This is a genomic window from Achromobacter sp. K91 (assembly GCF_003576205.1).
In the GTDB taxonomy this organism is placed as follows: Bacteria; Pseudomonadota; Gammaproteobacteria; order Burkholderiales; family Burkholderiaceae_B; genus Achromobacter; species Achromobacter aegrifaciens.
Window position 1 is genome coordinate 333,900 of record NZ_QWFB01000027.1, and the last position, 20,520, is coordinate 354,419.

At 67.4% G+C, this 20,520-nt stretch carries 21 protein-coding genes; 10 read left to right on the plus strand and 11 right to left on the minus strand.

What is annotated here, in order from left to right:
• The first annotated feature begins 20 nt into the window (after positions 1 to 20).
• A complete protein-coding gene (locus DXK93_RS11010) occupies positions 21 to 1,019 on the plus strand; it encodes an FAD:protein FMN transferase (RefSeq protein ID WP_119450063.1) in 999 nt (332 codons plus the stop codon).
• 68 nt (positions 1,020 to 1,087) lie between these two features.
• On the opposite strand, the gene DXK93_RS11015 is transcribed toward DXK93_RS11010, so the two are convergent.
• Positions 1,088 to 1,873, minus strand: a complete 786-nt coding sequence (locus tag DXK93_RS11015; protein WP_054453195.1) for an inositol monophosphatase family protein — start codon at positions 1,871 to 1,873, stop codon at positions 1,088 to 1,090.
• Between the two features lie 130 nt (positions 1,874 to 2,003).
• On the opposite strand from DXK93_RS11015, the gene DXK93_RS11020 reads away from it, so the two are divergent.
• Positions 2,004 to 2,795, plus strand: a complete 792-nt coding sequence (locus DXK93_RS11020) for an RNA methyltransferase (RefSeq protein ID WP_119450064.1) — start codon at positions 2,004 to 2,006, stop codon at positions 2,793 to 2,795.
• Between the two features lie 66 nt (positions 2,796 to 2,861).
• On the opposite strand, the gene DXK93_RS11025 is transcribed toward DXK93_RS11020, so the two are convergent.
• A complete protein-coding gene (locus DXK93_RS11025; protein WP_054453198.1) occupies positions 2,862 to 3,851 on the minus strand; it encodes a tripartite tricarboxylate transporter substrate binding protein in 990 nt (329 codons plus the stop codon).
• Positions 3,852 to 4,010: 159 nt separating this feature from the next.
• Here DXK93_RS11025 and DXK93_RS11030 point away from each other — a divergent pair, with 159 nt between their 5' ends.
• The gene (locus DXK93_RS11030; RefSeq protein ID WP_054453200.1) at positions 4,011 to 4,772 is read left to right on the plus strand and encodes an IclR family transcriptional regulator; all 762 of its coding nucleotides are present in this window, start codon (positions 4,011 to 4,013) and stop codon (positions 4,770 to 4,772) included.
• A gap of 75 nt (positions 4,773 to 4,847) precedes the next feature.
• On the opposite strand, the gene DXK93_RS11035 is transcribed toward DXK93_RS11030, so the two are convergent.
• From DXK93_RS11035 to DXK93_RS11070, 8 genes are all read right to left on the minus strand, one after another.
• Positions 4,848 to 5,681 (minus strand): mechanosensitive ion channel family protein, encoded by an 834-nt coding sequence (locus DXK93_RS11035; protein WP_054453202.1) that lies wholly within the window; start codon positions 5,679 to 5,681, stop codon positions 4,848 to 4,850.
• A 152-nt stretch (positions 5,682 to 5,833) separates the two neighbouring features.
• Positions 5,834 to 6,949 carry a DUF1513 domain-containing protein gene (locus DXK93_RS11040; protein ID WP_119450065.1) on the minus strand — a complete coding sequence of 372 codons (1,116 nt, stop codon included), beginning with the start codon at positions 6,947 to 6,949 and terminating at the stop codon, positions 5,834 to 5,836.
• Positions 6,939 to 8,027: an imelysin family protein gene (locus DXK93_RS11045; protein ID WP_119450066.1), complete on the minus strand. Its 1,089-nt coding sequence runs from the start codon at positions 8,025 to 8,027 to the stop codon at positions 6,939 to 6,941. Before DXK93_RS11045 ends, DXK93_RS11040 begins: the two co-directional genes overlap by 11 nt.
• Positions 8,027 to 9,535, minus strand: a complete 1,509-nt coding sequence (locus tag DXK93_RS11050) for a di-heme oxidoredictase family protein (RefSeq protein WP_119450067.1) — start codon at positions 9,533 to 9,535, stop codon at positions 8,027 to 8,029. The genes DXK93_RS11045 and DXK93_RS11050 overlap by 1 nt, the downstream gene beginning before the upstream one ends.
• Positions 9,532 to 10,830: an imelysin family protein gene (locus tag DXK93_RS11055; RefSeq protein ID WP_054453210.1), complete on the minus strand. Its 1,299-nt coding sequence runs from the start codon at positions 10,828 to 10,830 to the stop codon at positions 9,532 to 9,534. Before DXK93_RS11055 ends, DXK93_RS11050 begins: the two co-directional genes overlap by 4 nt.
• A 189-nt stretch (positions 10,831 to 11,019) precedes the next feature.
• Positions 11,020 to 12,339 carry an MFS transporter gene (locus DXK93_RS11060; protein ID WP_054453211.1) on the minus strand — a complete coding sequence of 440 codons (1,320 nt, stop codon included), beginning with the start codon at positions 12,337 to 12,339 and terminating at the stop codon, positions 11,020 to 11,022.
• Between the two features lie 45 nt (positions 12,340 to 12,384).
• Complete coding sequence (locus DXK93_RS11065; RefSeq protein WP_054453213.1) at positions 12,385 to 13,056, minus strand: DUF4286 family protein; 672 nt, start codon at positions 13,054 to 13,056, stop codon at positions 12,385 to 12,387.
• A 126-nt stretch (positions 13,057 to 13,182) separates the two neighbouring features.
• A complete protein-coding gene (locus DXK93_RS11070) occupies positions 13,183 to 14,094 on the minus strand; it encodes a LysR family transcriptional regulator (RefSeq protein WP_054453214.1) in 912 nt (303 codons plus the stop codon).
• 292 nt (positions 14,095 to 14,386) lie between these two features.
• On the opposite strand from DXK93_RS11070, the gene DXK93_RS11075 reads away from it, so the two are divergent.
• From DXK93_RS11075 to DXK93_RS11100, 6 genes are read left to right on the plus strand one after another with little or no spacing between them, the layout of a single operon-like run.
• Positions 14,387 to 15,394 carry an ABC transporter substrate-binding protein gene (locus DXK93_RS11075; RefSeq protein ID WP_054453217.1) on the plus strand — a complete coding sequence of 336 codons (1,008 nt, stop codon included), beginning with the start codon at positions 14,387 to 14,389 and terminating at the stop codon, positions 15,392 to 15,394.
• 3 nt (positions 15,395 to 15,397) lie between these two features.
• A complete protein-coding gene (locus DXK93_RS11080; RefSeq protein WP_054453219.1) occupies positions 15,398 to 16,213 on the plus strand; it encodes an ABC transporter permease in 816 nt (271 codons plus the stop codon).
• Complete coding sequence (locus tag DXK93_RS11085; protein ID WP_054453221.1) at positions 16,213 to 17,034, plus strand: ABC transporter ATP-binding protein; 822 nt, start codon at positions 16,213 to 16,215, stop codon at positions 17,032 to 17,034. Before DXK93_RS11080 ends, DXK93_RS11085 begins: the two co-directional genes overlap by 1 nt.
• A 24-nt stretch (positions 17,035 to 17,058) precedes the next feature.
• A complete protein-coding gene (locus DXK93_RS11090) occupies positions 17,059 to 17,241 on the plus strand; it encodes a DUF4089 domain-containing protein (RefSeq protein ID WP_054453222.1) in 183 nt (60 codons plus the stop codon).
• Positions 17,238 to 18,626, plus strand: a complete 1,389-nt coding sequence (locus DXK93_RS11095) for an AtzE family amidohydrolase (RefSeq protein ID WP_082400888.1) — start codon at positions 17,238 to 17,240, stop codon at positions 18,624 to 18,626. Before DXK93_RS11090 ends, DXK93_RS11095 begins: the two co-directional genes overlap by 4 nt.
• A 21-nt stretch (positions 18,627 to 18,647) precedes the next feature.
• Complete coding sequence (locus tag DXK93_RS11100) at positions 18,648 to 19,355, plus strand: GntR family transcriptional regulator (protein ID WP_054453224.1); 708 nt, start codon at positions 18,648 to 18,650, stop codon at positions 19,353 to 19,355.
• Between the two features lie 20 nt (positions 19,356 to 19,375).
• Here the strand turns inward: DXK93_RS11100 and DXK93_RS11105 are convergent, their stop codons facing one another.
• Complete coding sequence (locus tag DXK93_RS11105; RefSeq protein ID WP_054453226.1) at positions 19,376 to 19,915, minus strand: antibiotic biosynthesis monooxygenase; 540 nt, start codon at positions 19,913 to 19,915, stop codon at positions 19,376 to 19,378.
• 201 nt (positions 19,916 to 20,116) lie between these two features.
• Between DXK93_RS11105 and hpxZ the strand changes: the two genes are divergently transcribed.
• Positions 20,117 to 20,491 carry an oxalurate catabolism protein HpxZ gene (hpxZ, locus tag DXK93_RS11110; protein ID WP_054453228.1) on the plus strand — a complete coding sequence of 125 codons (375 nt, stop codon included), beginning with the start codon at positions 20,117 to 20,119 and terminating at the stop codon, positions 20,489 to 20,491.
• Positions 20,492 to 20,520: the final 29 nt, after the last annotated feature.

Sequence of the window (20,520 nt, forward strand, 5' to 3'; positions counted from 1 at the left end):
GCCTCTACAGGCCTATCGCCATGAACCCTACCCGCCGCCGTTTCATCGGCATCGCCGCCGCAGCCAGCGCGCTGGCACTGGCCCCCGTCGCCGCGCGCCGCGCCGCCGCCTCGATTGCACCCGTCACCTGGCAAGGCACGGCGCTGGGGGCCGATGCCGAGCTGCGTCTCTACCATCCCGACGCCGCAGCGGCCCAGCGCCTGATCGCGCAGTCCTTGCAGGAACTGCGGCGGCTGGAAGCCATCTTCAGCCTCTATCGCGACGACAGCGCGCTTTCGCGTTTGAACCGCCAGGGCTTCCTGGACAATCCGCCGGCCGACTTGCTGCGGCTCTTGAGCGAAAGCCGGCGCTACAGCGAATTGACCTCAGGCATGTTCGATCCCACCGTGCAGCCGCTGTGGCAGCTGTATGCCGAACACTTCTCGCAGCCCGGCGCCGCCGCCGACGGTCCGCCGGCCCAGGCCATCGCGCAGGCGCTATCGCGCGTGTCGCATGCCGACGTGATGCTGGACGACAGCCGCATCGAACTGCTGCGGCCCGGCATGGGCATCACGCTCAACGGCATTGCCCAGGGCTACATCACCGACCGCGTCACCGATCTGCTCAGGCGCGGCGGGCTGGAACGGGCGCTGGTAGACATGGGTGAAATACAGGGGCTGGACGGCAGCGCTACGCCGCAGCCCTGGAAGGTCGGCATCGCCGACCCGCGCGACCCGGCGCGCCTGCTCGCAAGCGCCAGCATGACGAACCAGGCCCTGGCGACTTCCGGGGGCTATGGCACCGCCATCGACCCCGGGGGCCGGTACACGCATCTGTTCGATCCCCGCACCGGCCGCGCGCGGCCGCGATACCTGAGCGTGTCCGTCATGGCGCCGTCCGCGACCATGGCCGATGCCCTATCGACGGCTTTCTCGAACATGCCGCTGGAAACGACGCAGGCGGTGGTGCGGGAGCTGGGGCTGCGCGCGTGGTTTGTGGCGGAGGATGGGCAGTTGGTATTGCAGGGTCAGGCCGGCTGAGCCTGCGCCCGCGCATGAAAAAACCGGCCATGGGCCGGTTTATTTCATTCTGGCGGAAGCGTTCCGCTTCAAGCCGCCGAAGGCGGATTCAGCGAGGACAGCATCTGCGTGAAGATCTTGGGGCTGGCGGCCAGCACGTTGCCGCTGTCCATCCAGCCTTGCTCGCCGTCGAAGTCGGCCACCAGGCCGCCGGCTTCCAGCACCATCAGGCTGCCTGCAGCCAGGTCCCAGGCCTTCAGGCCCACGCCGCAGAAGCCGTCCAGGCGGCCGCAGGCCACGTAGGCCAGGTCCAGCACGGTGGAGCCCAGGCGGCGCACGCCGGTGCTGCCTTCGGCCATCTGGCGGAAACGCGCGGAGCCTTGTTCCGGATCGCCGGAGTTGGGCCAGTGCGCACCCAGCAGGGCCTCGTGGTAGCGGGTACGGCCCGAGACGCGCACGCGGCGGTCGTTCAGGAAGGTGCCGCTGCCACGGCTGGCCGTGAATAGTTCATTGCGGGTCGGGTCATAGATGACCGCCTGCGTGACCTGGCCGCGCTGCGTCAGCGCGATCGACACGGCGTAGTTGGGCAGGCCGTGGATGAAGTTGGTGGTGCCATCCAGGGGATCGATGATCCACTGGAATTCCGCCTGGTCGGGGCCTTGCAGGCCGAATTCCTCGCCCAGCACGGCGTGGTCCGGGTAAGCCGCGCGCAGCGTCTCGACGATCGACTCCTCGGCGGCGCGATCGACTTCCGTGACATAATCCCGCGGCCCCTTGCGAGCCACGCTGAGTCGTTCCAAATCCATGCTGGCACGGTTGATAATGGTGCCGGCACGCCGGGCCGCCTTGATGGCGATGTTGAGCATCGGGTGCATAAAATTCCGTACGAATGCGATGAGTTGGCTTGATGATAGGCCGCTTGCCGCCCCCCGGTCCGCCGTTCCCCGACAGGGGGAAATCGACCCAAAAAACCAGGAAGGCACTAAGCCAAACGTGCCATTTTAAATGACTCAAGCATTTTCACGTGTTCGCTTCGTTATGGTGAACCCCAGCCACCCCGGAAACGTGGGTTCGGCGGCCCGCGCCATCAAGACGATGGGCTTCTCCGAACTGGTCCTGGTCGAGCCTAAATTCCCAGATGTAACAAGCCAGCCGGAGGCCGTGGCGCTCGCCAGCGGCGCGCTGGACGTGCTGGAAAATGCCCGCATCTACGGGTCCCTGGAAGAAGCGCTGGCGCCGGTCACCATGGCATTCGCGCTGACCGCGCGGGTACGCGACCTGGGCCCCCCGCCCTGCGACATCCGCCAGGCGGCCGAACTGGCCCGCGCCCACCTGGGCGAAACGGCCGAAGGCGTGGCCGCCGTGGTGCTGGGCACCGAACGCGCCGGGCTCACCAACGCCCAGATCGCGCTGTGCCACCGCATCTGCCATATCCCTGCCAATCCTGAGTACAGCTCGTTGAACGTGGCCCAGGCCCTGCAGCTGGCCGCCTGGGAGCTGCGCTACGCGCTGCTGGTGGACCAGGGCGCGGCGCTGCTGCCGGCCTCCACCGCGCAAGAGGCGCCGCGCGGCGCGGCGCCGGCTTCGGGCGAGGCAGTGCAGGCCTTCCTGGCGCACTGGGAAGAAGCGCTGGTCGGCGTGCAGTTCCTGGATCCTGCCCACCCCAAGAAGCTGATGCCGCGCATGCGGCACCTGTACTCCCGCCTTGCGCTGAGCCGCGACGAGGTGGACATGATGCGCGGTGTCTGCACCGCCATGCTGGCCACGGCGCGCCGCAACGGCGGGGCAAAAAAATAGGGGCGCAGGCTTACGCCTGTCCCCCAGCAAGGTTTGCCGGGCGGCTTGCCGCCCGGAAATCGAACATCAGTCCACCTTGGCGCCCGAGGCCTTGACCACGGGGGCCCAGCCTTCCACTTCCGACTTGATGAACTGGCCGAATTCGGCCGGCGTCGTCTTCACGCCCACGGCGCCCAGCTTCTCGAAGCTGAGCTGCACTTCGGGCTTGTCCAGGGCCTTGACCATGGCGGCGTTGAGCTTGTTCACGACTTCCGGCGGCGTGCCGGCGGGCGCGATCAGGCCGAACCACGAAGACACGTCGAAGTTGGCGAAACCGGATTCCTTCATGGTCGGCACGTCAGGCGCGCTCTTGGAGCGTTCGGTCGTGGTCACGGCCAGGGCGCGCAGCTTGCCCGACTGCACGTGGGGCCAGGCCGACGGCATGTTGTCGAACATGAACTGCACCTGGCCGCCGATCAGGTCGGTCACGGCCGGCGCGCTGCCCTTGTAGGGCACGTGCAGCACGTCGATGCCGGTCTGCATCTTGAAGAGCTCGCCCGCCATGTGGATGGACGTGCCGCTGCCGGACGAGGCGAACGCCAGCTTGCCGGGATTCTTCTTGGCGTAGTCCACCAGTTCCTGCACCGATTTCACGGGCACTGTCGGGTTCACCACCAGGATGTTCGGCACCTTGGCGCCCAGCGCCACCGGCGTGAAATCCTTGGTCAGGTCGAAATTGACGTTCTTGTACAGCGTCTGGTTGATGGCGCTGGTCACGGCCACGAACAGCAGCGTGTAGCCGTCGGGGTCTGCGCGCTTTACCTGGTCGGTGGCGATATTGCTGCCGGCGCCCGGCTTGTTCTCGACCACGAAGGACTGGCCGAGGCTTTCGGTCAGCTCCTTGGCCATGATGCGGGCGATCACGTCAGTGGTGCCGCCGGCGGAAAAACCGACCACGATGCGGACGGGCTTGTCGGGATAGGCGGCATGGGCCGAACCCATTGCGAATGCGCTTGCGGCGGTAGCCAGAAGGGTGGCGGCAATGCGCCGCAGTCCAGGCTTTTGACCTGTAGTCATAGAGTCTCCGTGCAGGTACTGTCCATTGAATGGACGATTTGAATTGTTCGATGCAGCATTCTGAGCTATACACATGCACTGCATCAAGGTAGAGTCCACAGCACGGACAGTGGTTTTCCCTTGAATATTCCGTAATAACCCGAGTTTTCAGAGATTTTCATGCAAGATAGCGACGCCGCGGCCGCGGGCCCACGCACATTGCGGCGCGGATTGGCCGTCCTGGCCGCCCTGCGGGACCAGGGCCCTGACGGCCTGAGCGTGACCGATATCGCCCGCCTCACGGGCATACAGCGTCCCACCATCTACCGCCTGCTGGCCGCCCTGCTGGATGCCGGGCTGGTGCTGGCCGTGACCGGCACCAAGAAGTACCGCGCCCAGTTGGCGGTGGACCCGGACACGCGCTCGCGCGACCCGCGCGTGCGCCAGCTGCTGCCCGTGCTGCGGCGCCTGGCCGATCGCACCGGCGACGCGGTATTCCTGGTAGTGCGCGAAGAGGACGACTCCATCAGCCTGCATCGCGAGATCGGCAGCTATCCGGTGCAGATCCTGGCCACCTACGCCGGCAAGCGCCAGCCGCTGGGGGTGGGATCGGGCGGCATGGCCTTGCTGGCCGCCCTGCCCGACGACGTTGCGCGCGGCATCGTCGAGCGCAACTCGGGCCGACTGGACGAATACGGCGGCATGACGCCGCAGGAAATGTTCCGCCTGATCGAAAACACCCGCGCCCGCGGCTATTCCGTGGTGGGCAACCACGCGGTGCGCGGCGCGCTGGGCGTGGGCTGCGCGCTGCTGGACGCGCAGGGCGCGCCTATCCTGGCGGTCAGCGTCACGGCCATCATCGACCGCATGCCGGCCCAGCGCCAGCGCGAAATCGCCGGTTGGATCAAGAACGAACTGGCGCGCCTGTCCATGCAGGCCTGAGACCTGCTTGCCGCCGGCAAAAAAAAGGGGCGCCCAGCGGGGCGCCCATTGTCATTCCAGGGAAGGCCACCTGCTTCAGGCCGCGGCTCCCGGCTTGGCGTTCTGGATCTCGCGCATGGGGATCGGCGGCTGGAAGCCCGCGTCTTCCAGCGACTTGCGGATGTCCTGGTACAAGCCCCAGCGCAGGTCCCAGTACTTGGCCGACTCGGTCCATACCCGCACGTTCACGACCACGCCGTTCTCCTTGTAGTCGACCACCTTCACCAGCGGCTCGGGATCCTTCAGCGTTTCCGGGCGTGCGTCGACGATGGCGCGCAGCTTGGCCACCACCACTTCCAGGTTGTCGCCATAGCGCACCGGCACCGGGATATCCAGGCGGCGCGTCTTGTTGCGGCTGTAGTTGGTGATCGTGGCGTTCCACACCGTGCTGTTGGGCAAGGTCAGATGGATGCCGTCGACCTGGATCAGGCGCGTCAGGAAGAGGCCGACCTCTTCCACCGTGCCGTCCACGCCGGTGCTGAGCGCCACGTATTCGCCCGCGCGTATCGGGCGCAGGATCAACAGCATGATGCCGGCGGCGATGTTCTGCAGCGTGCCTTGCAAGGCCAGGCCCACGGCCAGGCCGGCTGCGCCCAGCACGGCGATCAGGCTGGCCGTCTGCACCCCGAAACGCGCCAGCACCGCAATCACGGTGAAGATGCGCACCGTCCAGACCACCGTGCTGTAGAACATGGGCACGATGGTCGGATCGATCTTCTTGGAGCGCGTCGCGGCGCGGCGGACCCAACTGCCCAGCAGCGACGACACCCACCAGCCGATGATGAGGATCAGCAGCGCAACCGCCAGATTGAGGCCCAGGTCGACCAGCTTGGGAGCCCAGGCGTTAAATTCTTTCAAGGCTTCTTCCATGGATACTCCTGCGGAAAAGTTGAGGCCGCGCAGCGTCCCGGCAACGGACGCCTGGCGGCCTGAAAAAAAGCAGCCGAAAACTTTATCAGATGGCGCTTGCGATAAGGGCCGCATCGCGGCCCCGTTGTGTCAAGCTTTGTAAGCACGCGGGTTCAGGCCCGCGCCGGAACTTTGCGGAAATGGTTGTCCCAGGACACCTCGCGCGACGGCGCCAGCACGGGCTGCTCCTTGCCGGACGCGTCGGTGCGCAGCATCGCTCCCAGGCCGCTGCTCAGCAGGAAGCCGTCTCCGGCGGCCGGCGCCACGCCGCAGCCATCGGCCAGTTCGGTCGTGCCCAGGCAACCGCCGCTGGCCGCGTCCCAGTAGATCACCTGCCCGCCCACCGGGCTGGACGTCGCGACCACGGCGCCCGCGGCATCCACCGCCACCGAACCGACATAATTGCGCATCTGGCGCAGTGCCTGCGTGGGTCCTTCGAACAGTTCCAGCTGCGCGCCGCGCCTGTGCCGTCCCACCAGCGCCGGCCGGTCGGAGGCCGGACCCATGTACTGGCAGCCAAACCAGACGCAGCCGTCGGCGGCCAGCGCCAGGTGGCGGATGGACAGGCGGTGCAAGGCGGGCTCAAGCTCCACTTTTTCCAGCAGCTCGCCGCTGGCCGCATCGATGTAGGCCAGCGAGGGCCGCATCGTGTCCAGGTTGAGTTCCAGCTTGCCATAGTCTGGATGCGTCAGGATGCCGCCGTTGGCGACGCACAGCGTCTTGCCGTCGGGCATCAGCACGACTTCATGCGGACCGATGCCGCCGCTGTCGAATTCGCCGATACGGCGGTATGCGCCCCCGGGCGAGGCGTCGTACAGCCCCAGCACGCCCCGGCCCGCTTCAAAATCGTTTTCGGTGGCGGCCAGCAGCCGGCCGCCGTCCACGTAGGCGCCATGGCCGAAGAAGTGGCGTTCCTCGTGCATGGGCAAGGCCTGGGGCTCGCCGCCGCGCAGCGAGAAGGCCAGCGCGAAGAAGCCCGGCTGGCGGCCGAAGACGACCGCGCGTTCCCCCGCGGCATCGATGGCGAAGCTGTGTCCGCGCGCGGGCATCGGCACCACCAGCCGGTCATGCCCGGCCGCGTCCAGCAGCGCGGTTTCGTCGCGCCCGCCGCGTTTGCGCGCGCTCAGGTACAGGACTTCGCCGTCTTTGGGCGCAGCCGCCAACGCCGCCGCCGGACCCAGGCCCAGCGCGGCCGCAAGCGACAGGAAGCGGCGCCGGTCAATCGCCATCGAGCGCATTGAATCCGATCGTGACGCCCAGGGCCGGCGCCAGATTCTCGTCGACGATGGCCTTGGCGTTCTTCAGGGTCAGCGCCGCCAGCGTCAGTTGCCTGCGCCCGTCCTCCTGAGCCAGGGCCTGCTCCAACGGCGTTGGCACATCCAACAGCGTGCGCGCCGCGCTGGCCAGTTCACCGCGCACGGACTCGGCCATCCAGGCATCGCCCTTGGGCAGCGCATAGGCGCCCGCCTGGTAGAAGGCCTGCAGCCCTTCCAGGTTGGCCGCCAGCAGGCGCGTGGACAGCTGGCTGCGCCAGAATGCGGCGCGCTTGGGCCGCGCCGCTTCCGGCGTGTCGCCCAGCACCGGCAGGATCTTCACGTCGCGTGCGAACTGCAATCCCGTGGAAAGCGACTTCATGGCCTCGGCCGCGATTTCCTGCTGGTCGCGGTACAGGTCGTTGCCGGCCTTGGGTTGCGCAAACTGCCGGCCGAAATCGCCTTCGGCGCTCCAGGCCTGGGCTACATCGCGCGAGATCTGCCTGACGTTGGCGACCACCGCCCGGGCGTAATCGCAGGCGTAGGTGCCGACCTGCCCGCCATCCTGCCGCAGCAAGGCCGGCTCGCCGTACAACACATATTCCAACGCGGGCAGGCCCTGCACGGCCACGCTGCGTCCCGCTAGTGCACCGGGCACGAGCAAGGCGCCGTCCTGGGCGGCGATCAGCGCCTGCACCTGCTTGGGCATGACGCCGCGCGTATCGGGCCAGAACGCCAGGCGCTCGTAGCGGTTGGCCTGCACCAGCGGGCCGAAGCGCAGGAACTCGATGCCGGACCACGCCAGGGCCAGATTTTCGAAAGCCTCTTTGACGCGCTTCGCGTCGGCTGCGCCGGGCTGCGCGCACCAGCCGCCCAGCGCGCCGTCCAGCGCCGACGCCGCGTCAACCATCCTGGCCACGGCGGGACGGGCGTAATCGCGCGCCAGGCGCTCGCCCAGGTCGGAGGGCGGCGCGGCCAGCGCGGCCGCGGGTGCGGCCAGGACCAGCGTCGCGGCCGCGGCGCGCTTGAACATCAGCGTTGCAAATCCGGCCATCACAGCGACTCCAGGAAACGAATGAGATCGGCGCGTTCTTCCGGCGTCATCGCCACCACGCGATCGCGCGCCGGCTTGGCCTCGCCGCCATGCCACAGCACGGCTTCCAGCAAGGTGCGCGCGCGTCCGTCATGCAGCCAGGTGGCATTGGGGTTCACGGTCTTGGTCAGGCCGATGCCCCACAGCGGCGGCGTGCGCCATTCGCGGCCATTGGCCAGCCCGTCCGATACGCCGTCGGCCAGATCGTCGCCCATGTCGTGCACCAGCATGTCGGTGTAGGGCCAGATCAGCTGGAAGCGATGCTCGGGCTGCTTGGCGTTGCGGCTGGTGACGTACTTGGGCACGTGGCAGGCGACGCAGTTGGCTTCGTAAAACAGCTTCTTGCCGGCCAGCACCCGCGCATCGTCGGCGTCACGGCGCTGCGGCACGGCAAGGTTGGTGGAATAGATGGTGACGAAGTCCATCAGCTTGGCCGGCACTTCCTCGGGGCCGAAGCGTGGCTGCGCGCCGTGCGGCATGTCCAGGCACTGCTTCTGCGAAGGCGTGCAGTCGCCGGAATGCTGAGGGAACAGAGGCGTGGACAGCCCCATGTCGTTGGAGAAGGCGGCTGCGCTCTGCTGCTCGACCGTGGGTTGGCCGGCCTTCAGGTTGAAGCGGCCCAGCACGCGCGCGCCAGTGCGCGCGTCGGTGACCCAGTTGGCCTTGCCGACAATGCCGTCGCGCTTGTCCGCGCCCACGTTGGCCAGGATGTCGGCTTCGTGGATGGATTCCAGCAGGCCCAGGCCTATCATGGGCGGCGCCAGGCGCGGCGAGATCTGCGTGTCCGCGCGCATCGGGCCATAGCCCAGGTTCTCGATGCGGTAGGCCGGCTTCATCAGCGTGACGGTTTCACCGCCGTTGAGCGCGACCGGGACCGGCTGGTATTCGATCTCCATGCGGCCTTCGGCGGGCAGGCCCGCGACCGCGAAGTTCTGCAGTTGCACGCCGTAAACGGGTTCGGGCAAGGCCGCGATCTCGCCCGGCGCGAGCTTGGGGTGGCCGCGGTCGGCGCCCTGCGGCACCGCCAGGCGCAGCAACAGCGCTACCGCATCGGTACGTTCCAAAGGATCGAAGCCCGGCACCGTGCCGCGTCCGTCCTTGGTGTGACAGGCCTGGCAGGAACGCGCATTGAAGAGCGGGCCCAGGCCATCGGACGCCTGCGTGGAAGCCGGCGCCGAGACCCAGTCCTTGCGGAACAGGCCGTTGCCGACCTGGAATTCCTGGCGCCCTTCGAAGCTCATGTTGGCCGACGGCTGCGAAAAGATGTCGGCGTTGATGAGTTTGTTGGTGGTGGCAGCCCCAGCCTGCATGGTCTCGAAGGTCTCGACCTTGGAGAAATCGCGCGTGGGCGCCGTGATGGCGGTCACGCGTTTCAGATCTTCGGGCGTGAGGTCGTCACGCCCGGTTGGAGCGGCGGCGGCGCCGGCATGGGCCGACGCCGCCAGTACGGCGGCTAAAACGAGTTTCACTTGAATACGGCGTCAGGTTTGTCCAGGCTGTCGGAACCTTCGATGGCCACCTTGCCCAGGTCCAGCAGGGCGATCACGCGCTCCAGGCTGCGGGTCTGGTCGACCAGGCGGTCGATGGCGGCCTGGACCACGGCATTGCCTTCCTTGTTGCCGTCCGAAATCATCTGGTCGTAGGTTTCGACCGTTTCGGCGCGCGTCTTCATCGCCTGCATGGCGGCCACGGTGGCGTCCAGCTTGGCGCGAACCTCGGCGTCCAGCTTGGGATCGCGGGCCTTCACCAGTTCCGACAGGCTGGCGCCCGAGACGGTCTTGCCGTCGATGCGGGTGTAGCTGCCCAGGTAGACGTTGCGGATGCCGATCTGGTCGTAATAGTGCGAGTTGTGCGTATTGTCCGAGAAGCAGTCATGCTCTTCTTCGGGGTCATGCAGCATCAGGCCCAGCTTCATGCGTTCGCCGGCCAGCTCGCCGTAGGACAGGCTGCCCAGCCCGGTCAGCATGGCGATCAGGCCGGCCTTCGGATCTTCTTCGACGGCCTTGCGCGCGGCGCCGTCCTTCTTCCAGTTGCCGACCATCTCTTCCAGGTCCGTCACCAACAGATCGGTCACGGCCTTCAGGAACTGCACGCGGCGTTCGCAGTGGCCGCCCGTGCACTGCTTCGGATCGAAATCGGTGTGCGGACGGTTGCCGGCATGGCGTTCCTGCGGCGTGCCCTTGCGGTCTGCCGGCGCGGGGCCGGTGCCGTTCAGGTCCTGGCCCCACAGCAGGAATTCGATGGCGTGGTAGCCCGTGGCCACGTTGGCTTCGTTGCCGTCGGCTTCATGCAGCACCTCGGACAGCAGCTGGGGCGTGATCTTGCTGACGTCGACGGTCTTGCCGCCCACCGAGATCTTGGAATTGGCGATGACGTTGACGGCGTAGTAGGCGTTCTCGTCGTTTTCCGTGCCGTAGGAGGCGTCGACGTAGTCGATCAGGCCTTCGTCCAGCGGCCATGCGTTCACACGGCCTTCCCAATCGTCGACGATGGGGTTGCCGAAGCGGTACGCCTCGGTCTGCTGGTACGGCACGCGCGCCGCAAGCCAGGCCTCGCGCGCGGCCTTCAGCGTTTCGGCGCTGGGCTTGGCGATCAGGGCGTCGATGGCGGTGCGCAGGGCTTTGGCGGAAGTCAGCGAGTCTTCGTAGCCGGCCAGCGCCAGATCCGAATACGTGGCGACCACGGCCTTGGGCTCGGCCGCAGCCTGGGCCGTCCCCCCGAACACCGCAGCGGCCAACACCGCTCCCAACAACAACTTGCGCATCGACTCTCTCCCGTAACAGGAACGGATCCCGCCCCCACGGCGGCCCGCTCAACCTCGAATTTTGAGGATGAGAGTGTAAACAATTTTCGTTTGGTGTTCAGAATAAAGTCAGATACCTGACATTTCTTTGAACCACCAGGCGCCGCCCGGACTCCAGTCCGGGCGGCGCCTGGCCGGCCTAGATGCGCCTCAGCGTTGCAACGGAGATTTCGCCGTTTCCCTGGCAGCCAGCACCGCCACCGCCGTCACGATCAGCGCCGCCGCCACGTACAGCGATATGGCAAAGGTCGAGTTCCAGGACTTGAACAGGCTGGCGATGATCAGCGGCGCGAACCCGCCGCCGACGATGCCGGCCAGGGTGTAGGCCAGGGACGAACCCGCATAGCGCACACGGCCCGGAAACTGCTCGGTGATGAAGGCGGCCTGCGGGCCGTACATCAGCGCGTGGATCAGCAGGCCCACCACGACGGCAGCGCAGATGGCGATGGGATGCGCGGTGTCCATCAGCACGAAGAAGACGAAGGCCCAGATCATGCCCAGTACCGCGCCCGCCAGATACACCGGACGGCGGCCGATCTTGTCTGACAGATGCCCGCACAGCGGCACCGCAATCGCGTTGAGCGCGGCGCCCAGCATGGTCGCGGTGAGCGCCATGGGCCGCGACAGGTGCAGCACCGTGGTGACGTAGGTCAGCGTGAACACCACCACCAACGCATAAAGCACGTCGGAGCCGATGCGCGAGCCACCCGCGATCAGCAGCTGCCGCCAGTACTGGCCCAGCACTTCCTTGATGGGCGTGGCGGCGGTTTCGCGCTTCTGCTCCATTTCCAGGAACACGGGCGTTTCCTCCACCCCGCGGCGCAGCCACAGGCCGAACAGCACCAGCGCCACGCTGGAGACGAAGGGCACGCGCCAACCCCAGGCCTGGAAGTCCTCGGGACTCAGGAAGGCCGAGACCGCGGCGATGAAGCCCGTGCCTATCAGCGTGCCGCAGGACGGACCGATCTGCGTGAACGAGGCGTTGCGCCCGCGCTGGTCCGGCTTGCCATGCTCCATCGACAGCAGCACCGCGCCAGCCCATTCGCCGCCCAGCGCCACGCCCTGTACAAAGCGCAAGGCCACCAGCGCCACCGGCGCCCACACGCCCCAGGACGCGTAGGTCGGCAACAACCCCATCAGGCCGGTGGACACGCCCATGATGACCAGGGTGGCGACCAGGACGAACTTGCGTCCCAGCCGATCACCCAGGTGGCCAAAGACGAAGCCGCCCAGGGGCCGCGACACGTAGCCCACGGCATAGGTGGAAAACGCCAGGATCGTGCCCGTCAGCGGGTCGAAGGACGGAAAGAAGATGGCGTTGAATACCAGCGCAGCCATCAGGTTGTAGATGGTGAAGTCGTACCACTCCAGCGTGGTGCCGACCGAGCTGGCCAGGGCCAGCCTGCGCATCTTGTTGGGCGCTGCCGCGGTCTTGACCGCCGCGGCGCCGTATAGCGTTTGTTCAGCCATGGGATTCCCCTTGAATCGGATGTTTGGTGACTGGCCGCAATGGGCTCAGCGCAGGTCGGCGGCCGTCAGCTTCCAGCCCAGTTGCAGCAGCCAGGCGCTGGCCGGATCGGCATCGAAGGCGCGGCAAGCATCGTCGCGCAGCGCGCGCGCGGCAGCGGCGGAACTCGCTTCCGCCACGAACAGCGGCGCCAGCACGCGGTTTTCGGCGGACTCGCGCGGCAGCGGCGTGCTGAGCGCCACGTCCGGCACCAGCAGGTAGGACTGCACGAAGCCGTCCGCCTGCGCCAGTTCGGCGCCCAGCGCCTGCGCCCGCGCCACCAGCGCTTCGCTGTCATTCGTCGCCGGCAGAGGCAGGACCGCGATCTCGCTGCCGGAGCCAAAGCCCGTCACGGCCCGCACGGCGCACACGCGGCGCATCGGGTCGCGCATGCGGTCCAGGTTGGTCACCGACCACTCGGTCTGGCGCTCGAACGCCTTGCGATAGTCCGCCGTGGTGAAGGCGGCCAGCGATTCGGTGCGATACAGGCCCAGATACTTGCGGCCGCCTGCGCGCGACAGGTAGCGCGCGCCCGACAGAAAGCCGGGGATGCGCACACGTTCTTCCACGTGTTCGCGGTCGTACCAGCGGTTGAAATCGGCTTCGTGGGCGGGGTCGGCGTCAGTGGCGACGAACAGCAGGCCGTGCGGCGGGAGAGTGGATTCGGTGCGCGTGCTCATGGGCGGAAGACAGGAAATTCCTTCGATTACGGAAGGCTCCATCTTCAGCCGGCCGGCTGCCCCGGGACAAACGAGTAATTCTTCTGCGCGGCAACAAAATTACTGAAAGACGCCCTAGGGATAACACTATTGCGCCGAACCCAATCGCGGCGCAGTGACCGACGACGTGAACTGGTCCGAAGCGCGGCTGGCGAGTTCAGCCACCAGGCGGATCGCGTCCGACCCGGCGCTTTCCAGATAACTCACCACCAGCAGCTGGGGCGGCACCGGGATGTCGCAGCGGATGATCTGCACCTCGCCTCGCGCCACATATTCATAGATGGGCGGCAGCGGCACCAGCGCCCGGCCGAAGCCGCTGCGCACCAGCCGCGCCAGCGCGGAGATCGAGCTGACGCAGTGCACTTTGCCCTGCGGCATGCCGACTTCGCGGTACAGGGCCTTGAGCGCCTCGTGCGGCTGCGATCCCGGGCTCATGGTCAGCACCGGCTCGCTCAGCAGCTGCTGCGCGCTCAGAGCGTCCTCGTCGCCGGCCGGTCCGACCCAGCCCATCTCCATTGGCAGGCAGGCGGTGCTGATGATGCCGCTGTCGTTCAGCAGGTCCGTCTGCAGCGCGATATCGAGCGTGCCCTCGCGCAAGCCCCGGTGCAGCGCGCGCGTGGTTTCGGAGGTGAGCTGGACCTCGATGCCCGGGTAGGTGGAGCGCAGATTGGTCAGGAAGCCGATCAGCCAGGTGTGCACCACGGTCTCGATGGCGCCGATACGCACCAGGCCGAAGACCTCGTCGCCGCCCTTGCCCAGCGACAGGATCTGCTGGCGGATCTCCAGCAGTCGTTCGCCATAGTCCAGCAGCCGGGTGCCGGTGGCCGTCAGCCTGAGCTCCTTGGCGTCGCGCTCGAACAGGCGCGCGCCTATGTCCTCTTCGAGCGACGCGATGCGATTGGCCACGGCGGCCTGGGTAATGTGCAGACGGTCGCTCGCCGCCCGGAAACTGCCCAGGCGCGCCGACCACAGAAAGGCTTCGACAAAACGCGTATTCATCTCGGTATGACGCAGCCAGGGCGTCGCGCAAGGGTTCACGAACCCGGAGCAGCACGCTCCGATCCGCCCACATGCTACGCCATCGCGCGCAGCGCGACACAGGGCCGGTTATGTCCCCTTCAATGGTGCGCCGTGCACCAATGTGGTTCAGGCGAGGCACCAGCGCGAGGCCGGCCCGCCACGCTCCCTGGGCGCCTGCCGCCCCGGACGAAGTTGGCACGGCTCTTGCTTGATGCCTGGTATGCCAGCTTGTCTACAAGCGCCACTTTCCTTGCACACCAGGAGCTCCCTCATGATCTACCGCAACGCGCCCCATGCCTTCAACGCCACCCGCCGCCGGCTGATCCAGGGCGCCGCGCTGGGCGCCGCGACGTTGGCCGCGCCGGCGCTGACGCGCGCGCAGTCGGGACCCGTCATCCGCATCGGCTTCTGGCCCGTGGCGGCCGGCCTGCCGTTCTACGCGGCGCTGGAAAAGGGCTATTTCAAGGAGGCCGGGTTGAACGTCGAGCCGCTGAAATTCGCGGGCGCGCAGCAGGTCATGGAAGCGATGCTGGCCGGCCGCGCGGACGGCAGCGCCAACGGCACCGGCTCGGCCAACCTGGCCATCGGCGAGATCGCCTCGCCCGGCCTGTTCAAGATCTTTGCGTCCAATCCCAGCAACGCCAAGCACGTGCTGGACGAGTTCATCGTCGCGAAAGACAGTCCCATCAAATCCATCGCAGACCTCAAGGGGAAAAAGGTCGGATCTGGACCCGGCATCCAGAACGCCACGCTGGCCAAAGCAGTGCTGGAGCGCGCCGGCGCAACCGGGGCGACCGTGGTCGAGCTGGCGATAAGCCAGCACGTCGCCGCGGTCGCCGCCGGCCAGTTGGACGCCTGCTACACGCTGGAGCCCACGGGCACGGTGGGCAGGCTGAACGGCACTACCCGCGTGCTGGAATCGGGCGTCATCGCCAAGTACGTGCTGGGCGATCCGATGGCGCCGTGGTTCGGCGGGTCGGCATCGCTGACCACCGCCTTCCTGAAGAAGCATCCCGAGGAAAGCAGGAAATTCATCGCCGCCTATGCACGCGGCATCGAACTGATCCGCAGCAAGCCGGAAGAGGCCCGCCCCTACCTGAAGGGCTACACCGCCATCGAAGGTCCGATGACCGAGGAAGTGCCGCTGGCCGCCTACACCCTCTACAACGAGTTCACGCCCGGCGACATCCAGCACTTCCAGAAATTCTTCGACCTGTTCGCCGACAAGGGCGTCTTCGCCCAGAAGGTCGACGTCTCGACCATGCTCTACAAGGGCTAAGCCATGACCGCAACCACTGCAACAACCGCGGCCGGCCCGGCCGCGACAGCGCGGCCCCTGCGCAAATTCGACACGAGCCGCCTGCTGCCGCTGATCGGCCCGCTGGCGCTCTTCGTGGTGTGGGACCTGGTGGTGCGCCTGCAACTGGTCAGCCCTGTGCTGCTGCCCACGCCCAGCGCGGCGCTTGCGGCGCTGGTCAAGGGCATGGCGGGCGGCCCGCTGCTGGCGGACTTCCTGGCGTCGCTGAACCGCACACTGCAGGCCTTCCTCATCGCGGGCGTGATCGGCGTGCCGCTGGGCGTGCTGCTGGGCAGCAACGAAAAGGCTTATCGCAGCGTGGAGTTTCTGATTGATTTCTTCCGCTCCACGCCCTCTTCCGCGCTGATTCCGCTGTTCCTGATGATCTTCGGCGTCACCGACATGAACAAGATTGCCATCGCGGCCTTCGCGGCGGTGCTGGTGATCCTGTTCAACAGCGCTTACGGCGTCATCAACGCCCGCAAGCAGCGTGTCATGGCGGCGCGCGTGATGGGCGCGTCGCGCTGGCGCATCTTCAAGGACGTGCTGATCTGGGAAAGCCTGCAGCCCACGTTCGTGGGCCTGCGCAGCGGCGTGTCGATGGCGCTGGTCATCGTGATCGTGGCCGAAATGTTCATCGGCTCCGACAGCGGCCTGGGCAATCGCATCATCAATGCGCAGCAGGTGCTGAACGTGCGCGACATGTATGCGGCCATCCTCGCCGCCGGCGCGCTCGGCTATGTGCTGAACATTCTTTTTCTCGTGCTGGAAAAGCGCGTGGTCCACTGGAGCGGCCGCTGATGTCCACCGTCCTCAATCCCGTCATCGCCCCCGGCCCTGCCGCCGCGCCGTTCGAGCCCGGCCCGCTGGGCACCCACATCACCATACGCGGGCTGACCAAGTACTTCGCCGGCTGGCCGCTGTACGAGGACTTCAACCTCGACATCCCCAAGGGCAAGATCGTCTCGGTGTTCGGCCCCAACGGCTGCGGCAAGTCGACGTTGATCAACATGATCGCCGGCCTGATTCCGATCGACTCGGGCGAGATCCTGTTCGACGGCAAGTCGCTGGCTCAGACCAAGATCGGCTACGTCTTCCAGAACTACCGCGAGGCCATGTTCCCGTGGCTGCGCACCATCGACAACATCGCCTATCCGCTGCGCCTGGAAGGCCGCAGCAAGGCCGAGGTGGATGCGCGGGTCGCCGAGCTGGTGGCCTCGTTCGACGTCAAGTTCGACCTGAACCGCTATCCCTATGAACTGTCCGGCGGACAGCAGCAGACCGCCTCGATCATGCGCGCGCTGGCGCCCGGACCGGAGGTGCTGTTCCTGGACGAGCCCTTCTCCGCGCTGGACTTCGAGATGACGCTGTTCATCCGCGAAAAGCTGCAGGAGGTCTTCATGCAGACCGGCACCACCATGCTGCTGGTGTCGCACGACCTGGAGGAAGCCGTGTACCTGGCCGACCAGGTGCTGCTGCTGACCAAGCGGCCCACCCGGGTCGCGGAGATCCTGGATTACCGCGACGCGCGCCCCCGCACGGTGGCGACGCTGTCAGAACCCAGCTTCATCGAAATGAAGAAACTCAGCCTGGAAATCTTCCAGCGCGAAGTGCGCAAGTAAATCACCCGTACCGGAGAGTCCGCCATGACCCAGGAAACCATCGACCAATACGTGCGCAGCGCCCTGGCGCTGGCCGGCTATGCCTTGCGCGAGCAGGCCGTGGCCGACGTGGCGCAGCAGTTCGCGCGCATCCAGGACATCGCGGCCGGCTTCGTCGATGAGCCGCTGGCCGTGGAGCTGGAATCTGCCGCGGTGTTCCGCCCGTGAGCGGCCCCGCGCAGGATATCGCGCGCCAGGTCCGCGCCGGCGAACGCAGCGCAATGGCGGTGCTGGACGCCACGCTGGCGCGCGTGCGCGAGCGCGATCCGCGCTACAACTGCTTCACCGCCATCACCGAAAGCCGGGCGCGGCAGGAAGCGGCGGCCATCGACGCGCGCCGCGCCCGCGGCGAGCCGCTGCCGCCGCTGGCCGGCGTGCCCTATGCGGTCAAGAACCTGTTCGACATCGCCGACCAGGTCACCCTGGCCGGCGCGCGGGTCAACGCCTCCAACCCGCCCGCGCGGCGCGACGCCAGACTGGTCGAACGCATGCGCGAGGCCGGCGCGGTGCTGGTCGGCGCGCTGAACATGGACGAGCACGCTTATGGCTTCACCACGGAAAACAGCCACTACGGCCCCTGCCGCAACCCTCACGACACCACCCGCATCGCCGGCGGCTCGTCCGGCGGCAGCGCCGCCGCGGTCGCGGGCGGCCTGGTGCCGCTGACGCTGGGCTCGGACACCAACGGCTCGATCCGCGTGCCCGCCTCGCTGTGCGGCGTGTTCGGCCTGAAGCCCACCTTCGGCCGCTTGTCGCGCGCAGGCTCGTTTCCGTTCGTCGGCAGCCTCGACCACCTGGGGCCGTTCGCGGCCAGCGCCAGCGACCTTGCCGCCGCCTACGACGCGCTGCAGGGCATGGACGCCGACGACGTGGCCTGCGCCCAACGCCCGGCCGAACCCACGCTGGCGGCGCTGGCCGGCGGCATGCGCGGACTGCGGGTGGCGGTGCTGGGCGGCTACTTCGCCGAATGGGCCGGACCGCAGGCCCGCCGTGCCGTCGAGATCGCGGCGCACGCGCTGGACGCCACGTCTGTCGTCGAACTCCAGGGCGCGGCCCAAGCCCGCGCCGCGGCCTTCGTCATCAGCGCGGCGGAAGGCGGCGCCTTGCACCGCCGCAAGCTCGTTACGCACTATGACTACTACGAACCGCTGTCGCGCGACCGGCTGGTCGCAGGCAGCCTTGTGCCCGCAACCTGGGCGCAGCAGGCGCAGCGCATCCGCCATCGCGTCTATCGCGAAGCGCTGACGCTGTTCGAGCACTACGACGTACTGATCGCCCCCGCCACGCCGGTGCCGGCCACGCCCATCGGCGCAGACTGGCTGACACTGGCCGGCCAGCGGCTGCCGGCGCGCGCCAGCATGGGCATCCTGACGCAGCCGGTGTCGTGCATCGGGCTGCCGGTCTGCGCCGCGCCGGTCTGGCCCGAAGCCGGACAGGACGATCACCTGCCGTTGGGCGTGCAACTGATCGGCGCGCCGTGGCGCGAAGCCGATTGCCTGCGCGCCGCACATGCGCTGCAGCAGGCCGGCATTGCCCGCCTCCGCTCTCTTTAACCACCGCTCCGAGGCCACCACATGGGAACCGCCTTCGCCGTCATCGACATACCGCGCACGCTGGCCGACACCGCCTACGGCACGCTGAAGCGGGACATCCTGGACTTCCGGCTGGCGCCGGGCGACCGCTTCACTGAAACCGAGATCGCCGACCGCCTGCAGGTCAGCCGCACGCCGGTGCGCGAGGCCCTGTTCCGGCTGGAGCGGGAAGGCTATCTGGAGGTGCGCCAGCGCAATGGCTGGCTGGTAAAGCCATTGGACTTCAACACGCTGGACCATTTCTACGAGCTGCGCAGCGTGCTGGAGGCGGCCGCGGTGCAGTCGCTGTGCGCGACGGCCAACGCCGCCGAACGCCAGCGCGCGCTGCGCCCGCTGGCCGACATCTGGCTGGTGGACCCAAGCGAACGATCCGCCGACAGCGAGCGGCTGGCGGACCTGGACGAGCGCTTTCACATCGATCTGGTGGCCGCCGCAGGCAACCCCGAGATCGCGCGCGTGCACCGCGCAGCCACCGAGCGCATCCGCATCGTGCGGCGCCTGGACTTCACGCTACCCGAACGCATCGGCAAGACCTACGAAGAGCACGCGGCCATACTCGACGCGGCGCTGGCCGGCGACGCCGCACGCTCGGTTGCGCTGCTGAACGCGCATATCCAGGGCAGCCAGGCGGCGGTGCGCAAGATCACGCTGCACCGGTTGTATTCCTCCCGCAGCGCGCGCGCGGCCTGAACCGGCCGCGCATGCCTGCTTCAGCTCGCCCGCAGCCAGCGCTGCAGCATGCGCGCCACCAGGGGCATGCAGATGAACACCATGACGGGCGTCAACGCTACGCTGGTGATCAGCACCCGCCAGAACACCGGCAAGAGGCTCAACGGTTCGCTGGCCAGCACGGAAAACGCCAGCAACACCGGAAAGTAAGCCAGCCAGATGCTGACGGCCTGCTTCCAGCGCGGCGGCGCGCTGGTCCTGGGCGCGAACCAGTCATCCGTGCCGCTGACGCGGCGCTCGTGGCTGGCGCGCACCAGCGACGCGCCGCGTTCGAGCCACATGCGGCGCGGCAAGGAGTTTTCCCAGCGGGCGAGGCTGGCCGCGTCGGCAAAACGCAGGACTATCTGGTACTGGTCGCCGCCTTCGGCGGGCTGCAGCACACCGGACCCGAGAAAGCCCGGGAAACCTGCCGCGAGGATCTCCCCCTGGCGCATCCAGGACAGGAAATCGCCATAGCGTTCGGGTGCGATGTGCCGGGTGACCAGCATGGTGACCGGGGCGGGAACGGTGGAACGGGACATGGCGGAACTCCTGGATCGGCGCGTAGCTTGTTATGCAGTATTAACCCTAGCAAGCGGCATGCCAGGATCGTCGCGCCGCGCTCCCCCGACGAGGCCGAAAGACCGCGGCCGCGGAGATGGGTGCGCCGCACCGCAAGACACACCACATTGGTGATTACCCCTATATTTCGCACCAGAACGGTGCCAACTGGAGCAGCAAGCATGGATATCAATCTGCCCGACGTCGTGGCGGAGGTCACAGCCGCCCTGGACCGCTACGAAACCGCCCTGGTGAACAACCAGGTGGAAGTGCTGGATGCGCTCTTCTGGAACAGCCCTCACACGCTGCGCTATGGCGCGGGCGAAAACCTCTACGGCTACGATGCCATCCGCGCCTTTCGCGCGGCGCGTTCGCCGCAAGGCCTGGCCCGCCGCGTGTTGCGCACGGTCGTCACCACCTACGGCCAGGATTTCGCGACGGCCAATCTGGAGTTCCAGCGCGACGGCAGCGACCGCATCGGCCGGCAAAGCCAGACCTGGATGCGCACGCCTGAAGGATGGCGCGTGGTCGCTGCCCATGTCAGCCTGATGAGCTGATGCGCCAGCCCGCGCGCAGCCGACATCAG

What these genes read in the sequence shown, in the direction of transcription:
- DXK93_RS11010 (WP_119450063.1), top strand. Translation starts at nt 21, where the DNA reads ATGAACCCTACCCGCCGCCGTTTCATCGGCATCGCCGCCGCAGCCAGC.
- DXK93_RS11015 (WP_054453195.1), bottom strand. Translation starts at nt 1,873, where the DNA reads ATGCACCCGATGCTCAACATCGCCATCAAGGCGGCCCGGCGTGCCGGC.
- DXK93_RS11020 (WP_119450064.1), top strand. Translation starts at nt 2,004, where the DNA reads ATGACTCAAGCATTTTCACGTGTTCGCTTCGTTATGGTGAACCCCAGC.
- DXK93_RS11025 (WP_054453198.1), bottom strand. Translation starts at nt 3,851, where the DNA reads ATGACTACAGGTCAAAAGCCTGGACTGCGGCGCATTGCCGCCACCCTT.
- DXK93_RS11030 (WP_054453200.1), top strand. Translation starts at nt 4,011, where the DNA reads ATGCAAGATAGCGACGCCGCGGCCGCGGGCCCACGCACATTGCGGCGC.
- DXK93_RS11035 (WP_054453202.1), bottom strand. Translation starts at nt 5,681, where the DNA reads ATGGAAGAAGCCTTGAAAGAATTTAACGCCTGGGCTCCCAAGCTGGTC.
- DXK93_RS11040 (WP_119450065.1), bottom strand. Translation starts at nt 6,949, where the DNA reads ATGGCGATTGACCGGCGCCGCTTCCTGTCGCTTGCGGCCGCGCTGGGC.
- DXK93_RS11045 (WP_119450066.1), bottom strand. Translation starts at nt 8,027, where the DNA reads ATGGCCGGATTTGCAACGCTGATGTTCAAGCGCGCCGCGGCCGCGACG.
- DXK93_RS11055 (WP_054453210.1), bottom strand. Translation starts at nt 10,830, where the DNA reads ATGCGCAAGTTGTTGTTGGGAGCGGTGTTGGCCGCTGCGGTGTTCGGG.
- DXK93_RS11060 (WP_054453211.1), bottom strand. Translation starts at nt 12,339, where the DNA reads ATGGCTGAACAAACGCTATACGGCGCCGCGGCGGTCAAGACCGCGGCA.
- DXK93_RS11065 (WP_054453213.1), bottom strand. Translation starts at nt 13,056, where the DNA reads ATGAGCACGCGCACCGAATCCACTCTCCCGCCGCACGGCCTGCTGTTC.
- DXK93_RS11070 (WP_054453214.1), bottom strand. Translation starts at nt 14,094, where the DNA reads ATGAATACGCGTTTTGTCGAAGCCTTTCTGTGGTCGGCGCGCCTGGGC.
- DXK93_RS11075 (WP_054453217.1), top strand. Translation starts at nt 14,387, where the DNA reads ATGATCTACCGCAACGCGCCCCATGCCTTCAACGCCACCCGCCGCCGG.
- DXK93_RS11080 (WP_054453219.1), top strand. Translation starts at nt 15,398, where the DNA reads ATGACCGCAACCACTGCAACAACCGCGGCCGGCCCGGCCGCGACAGCG.
- DXK93_RS11085 (WP_054453221.1), top strand. Translation starts at nt 16,213, where the DNA reads ATGTCCACCGTCCTCAATCCCGTCATCGCCCCCGGCCCTGCCGCCGCG.
- DXK93_RS11090 (WP_054453222.1), top strand. Translation starts at nt 17,059, where the DNA reads ATGACCCAGGAAACCATCGACCAATACGTGCGCAGCGCCCTGGCGCTG.
- DXK93_RS11100 (WP_054453224.1), top strand. Translation starts at nt 18,648, where the DNA reads ATGGGAACCGCCTTCGCCGTCATCGACATACCGCGCACGCTGGCCGAC.
- DXK93_RS11105 (WP_054453226.1), bottom strand. Translation starts at nt 19,915, where the DNA reads ATGTCCCGTTCCACCGTTCCCGCCCCGGTCACCATGCTGGTCACCCGG.
- hpxZ (WP_054453228.1), top strand. Translation starts at nt 20,117, where the DNA reads ATGGATATCAATCTGCCCGACGTCGTGGCGGAGGTCACAGCCGCCCTG.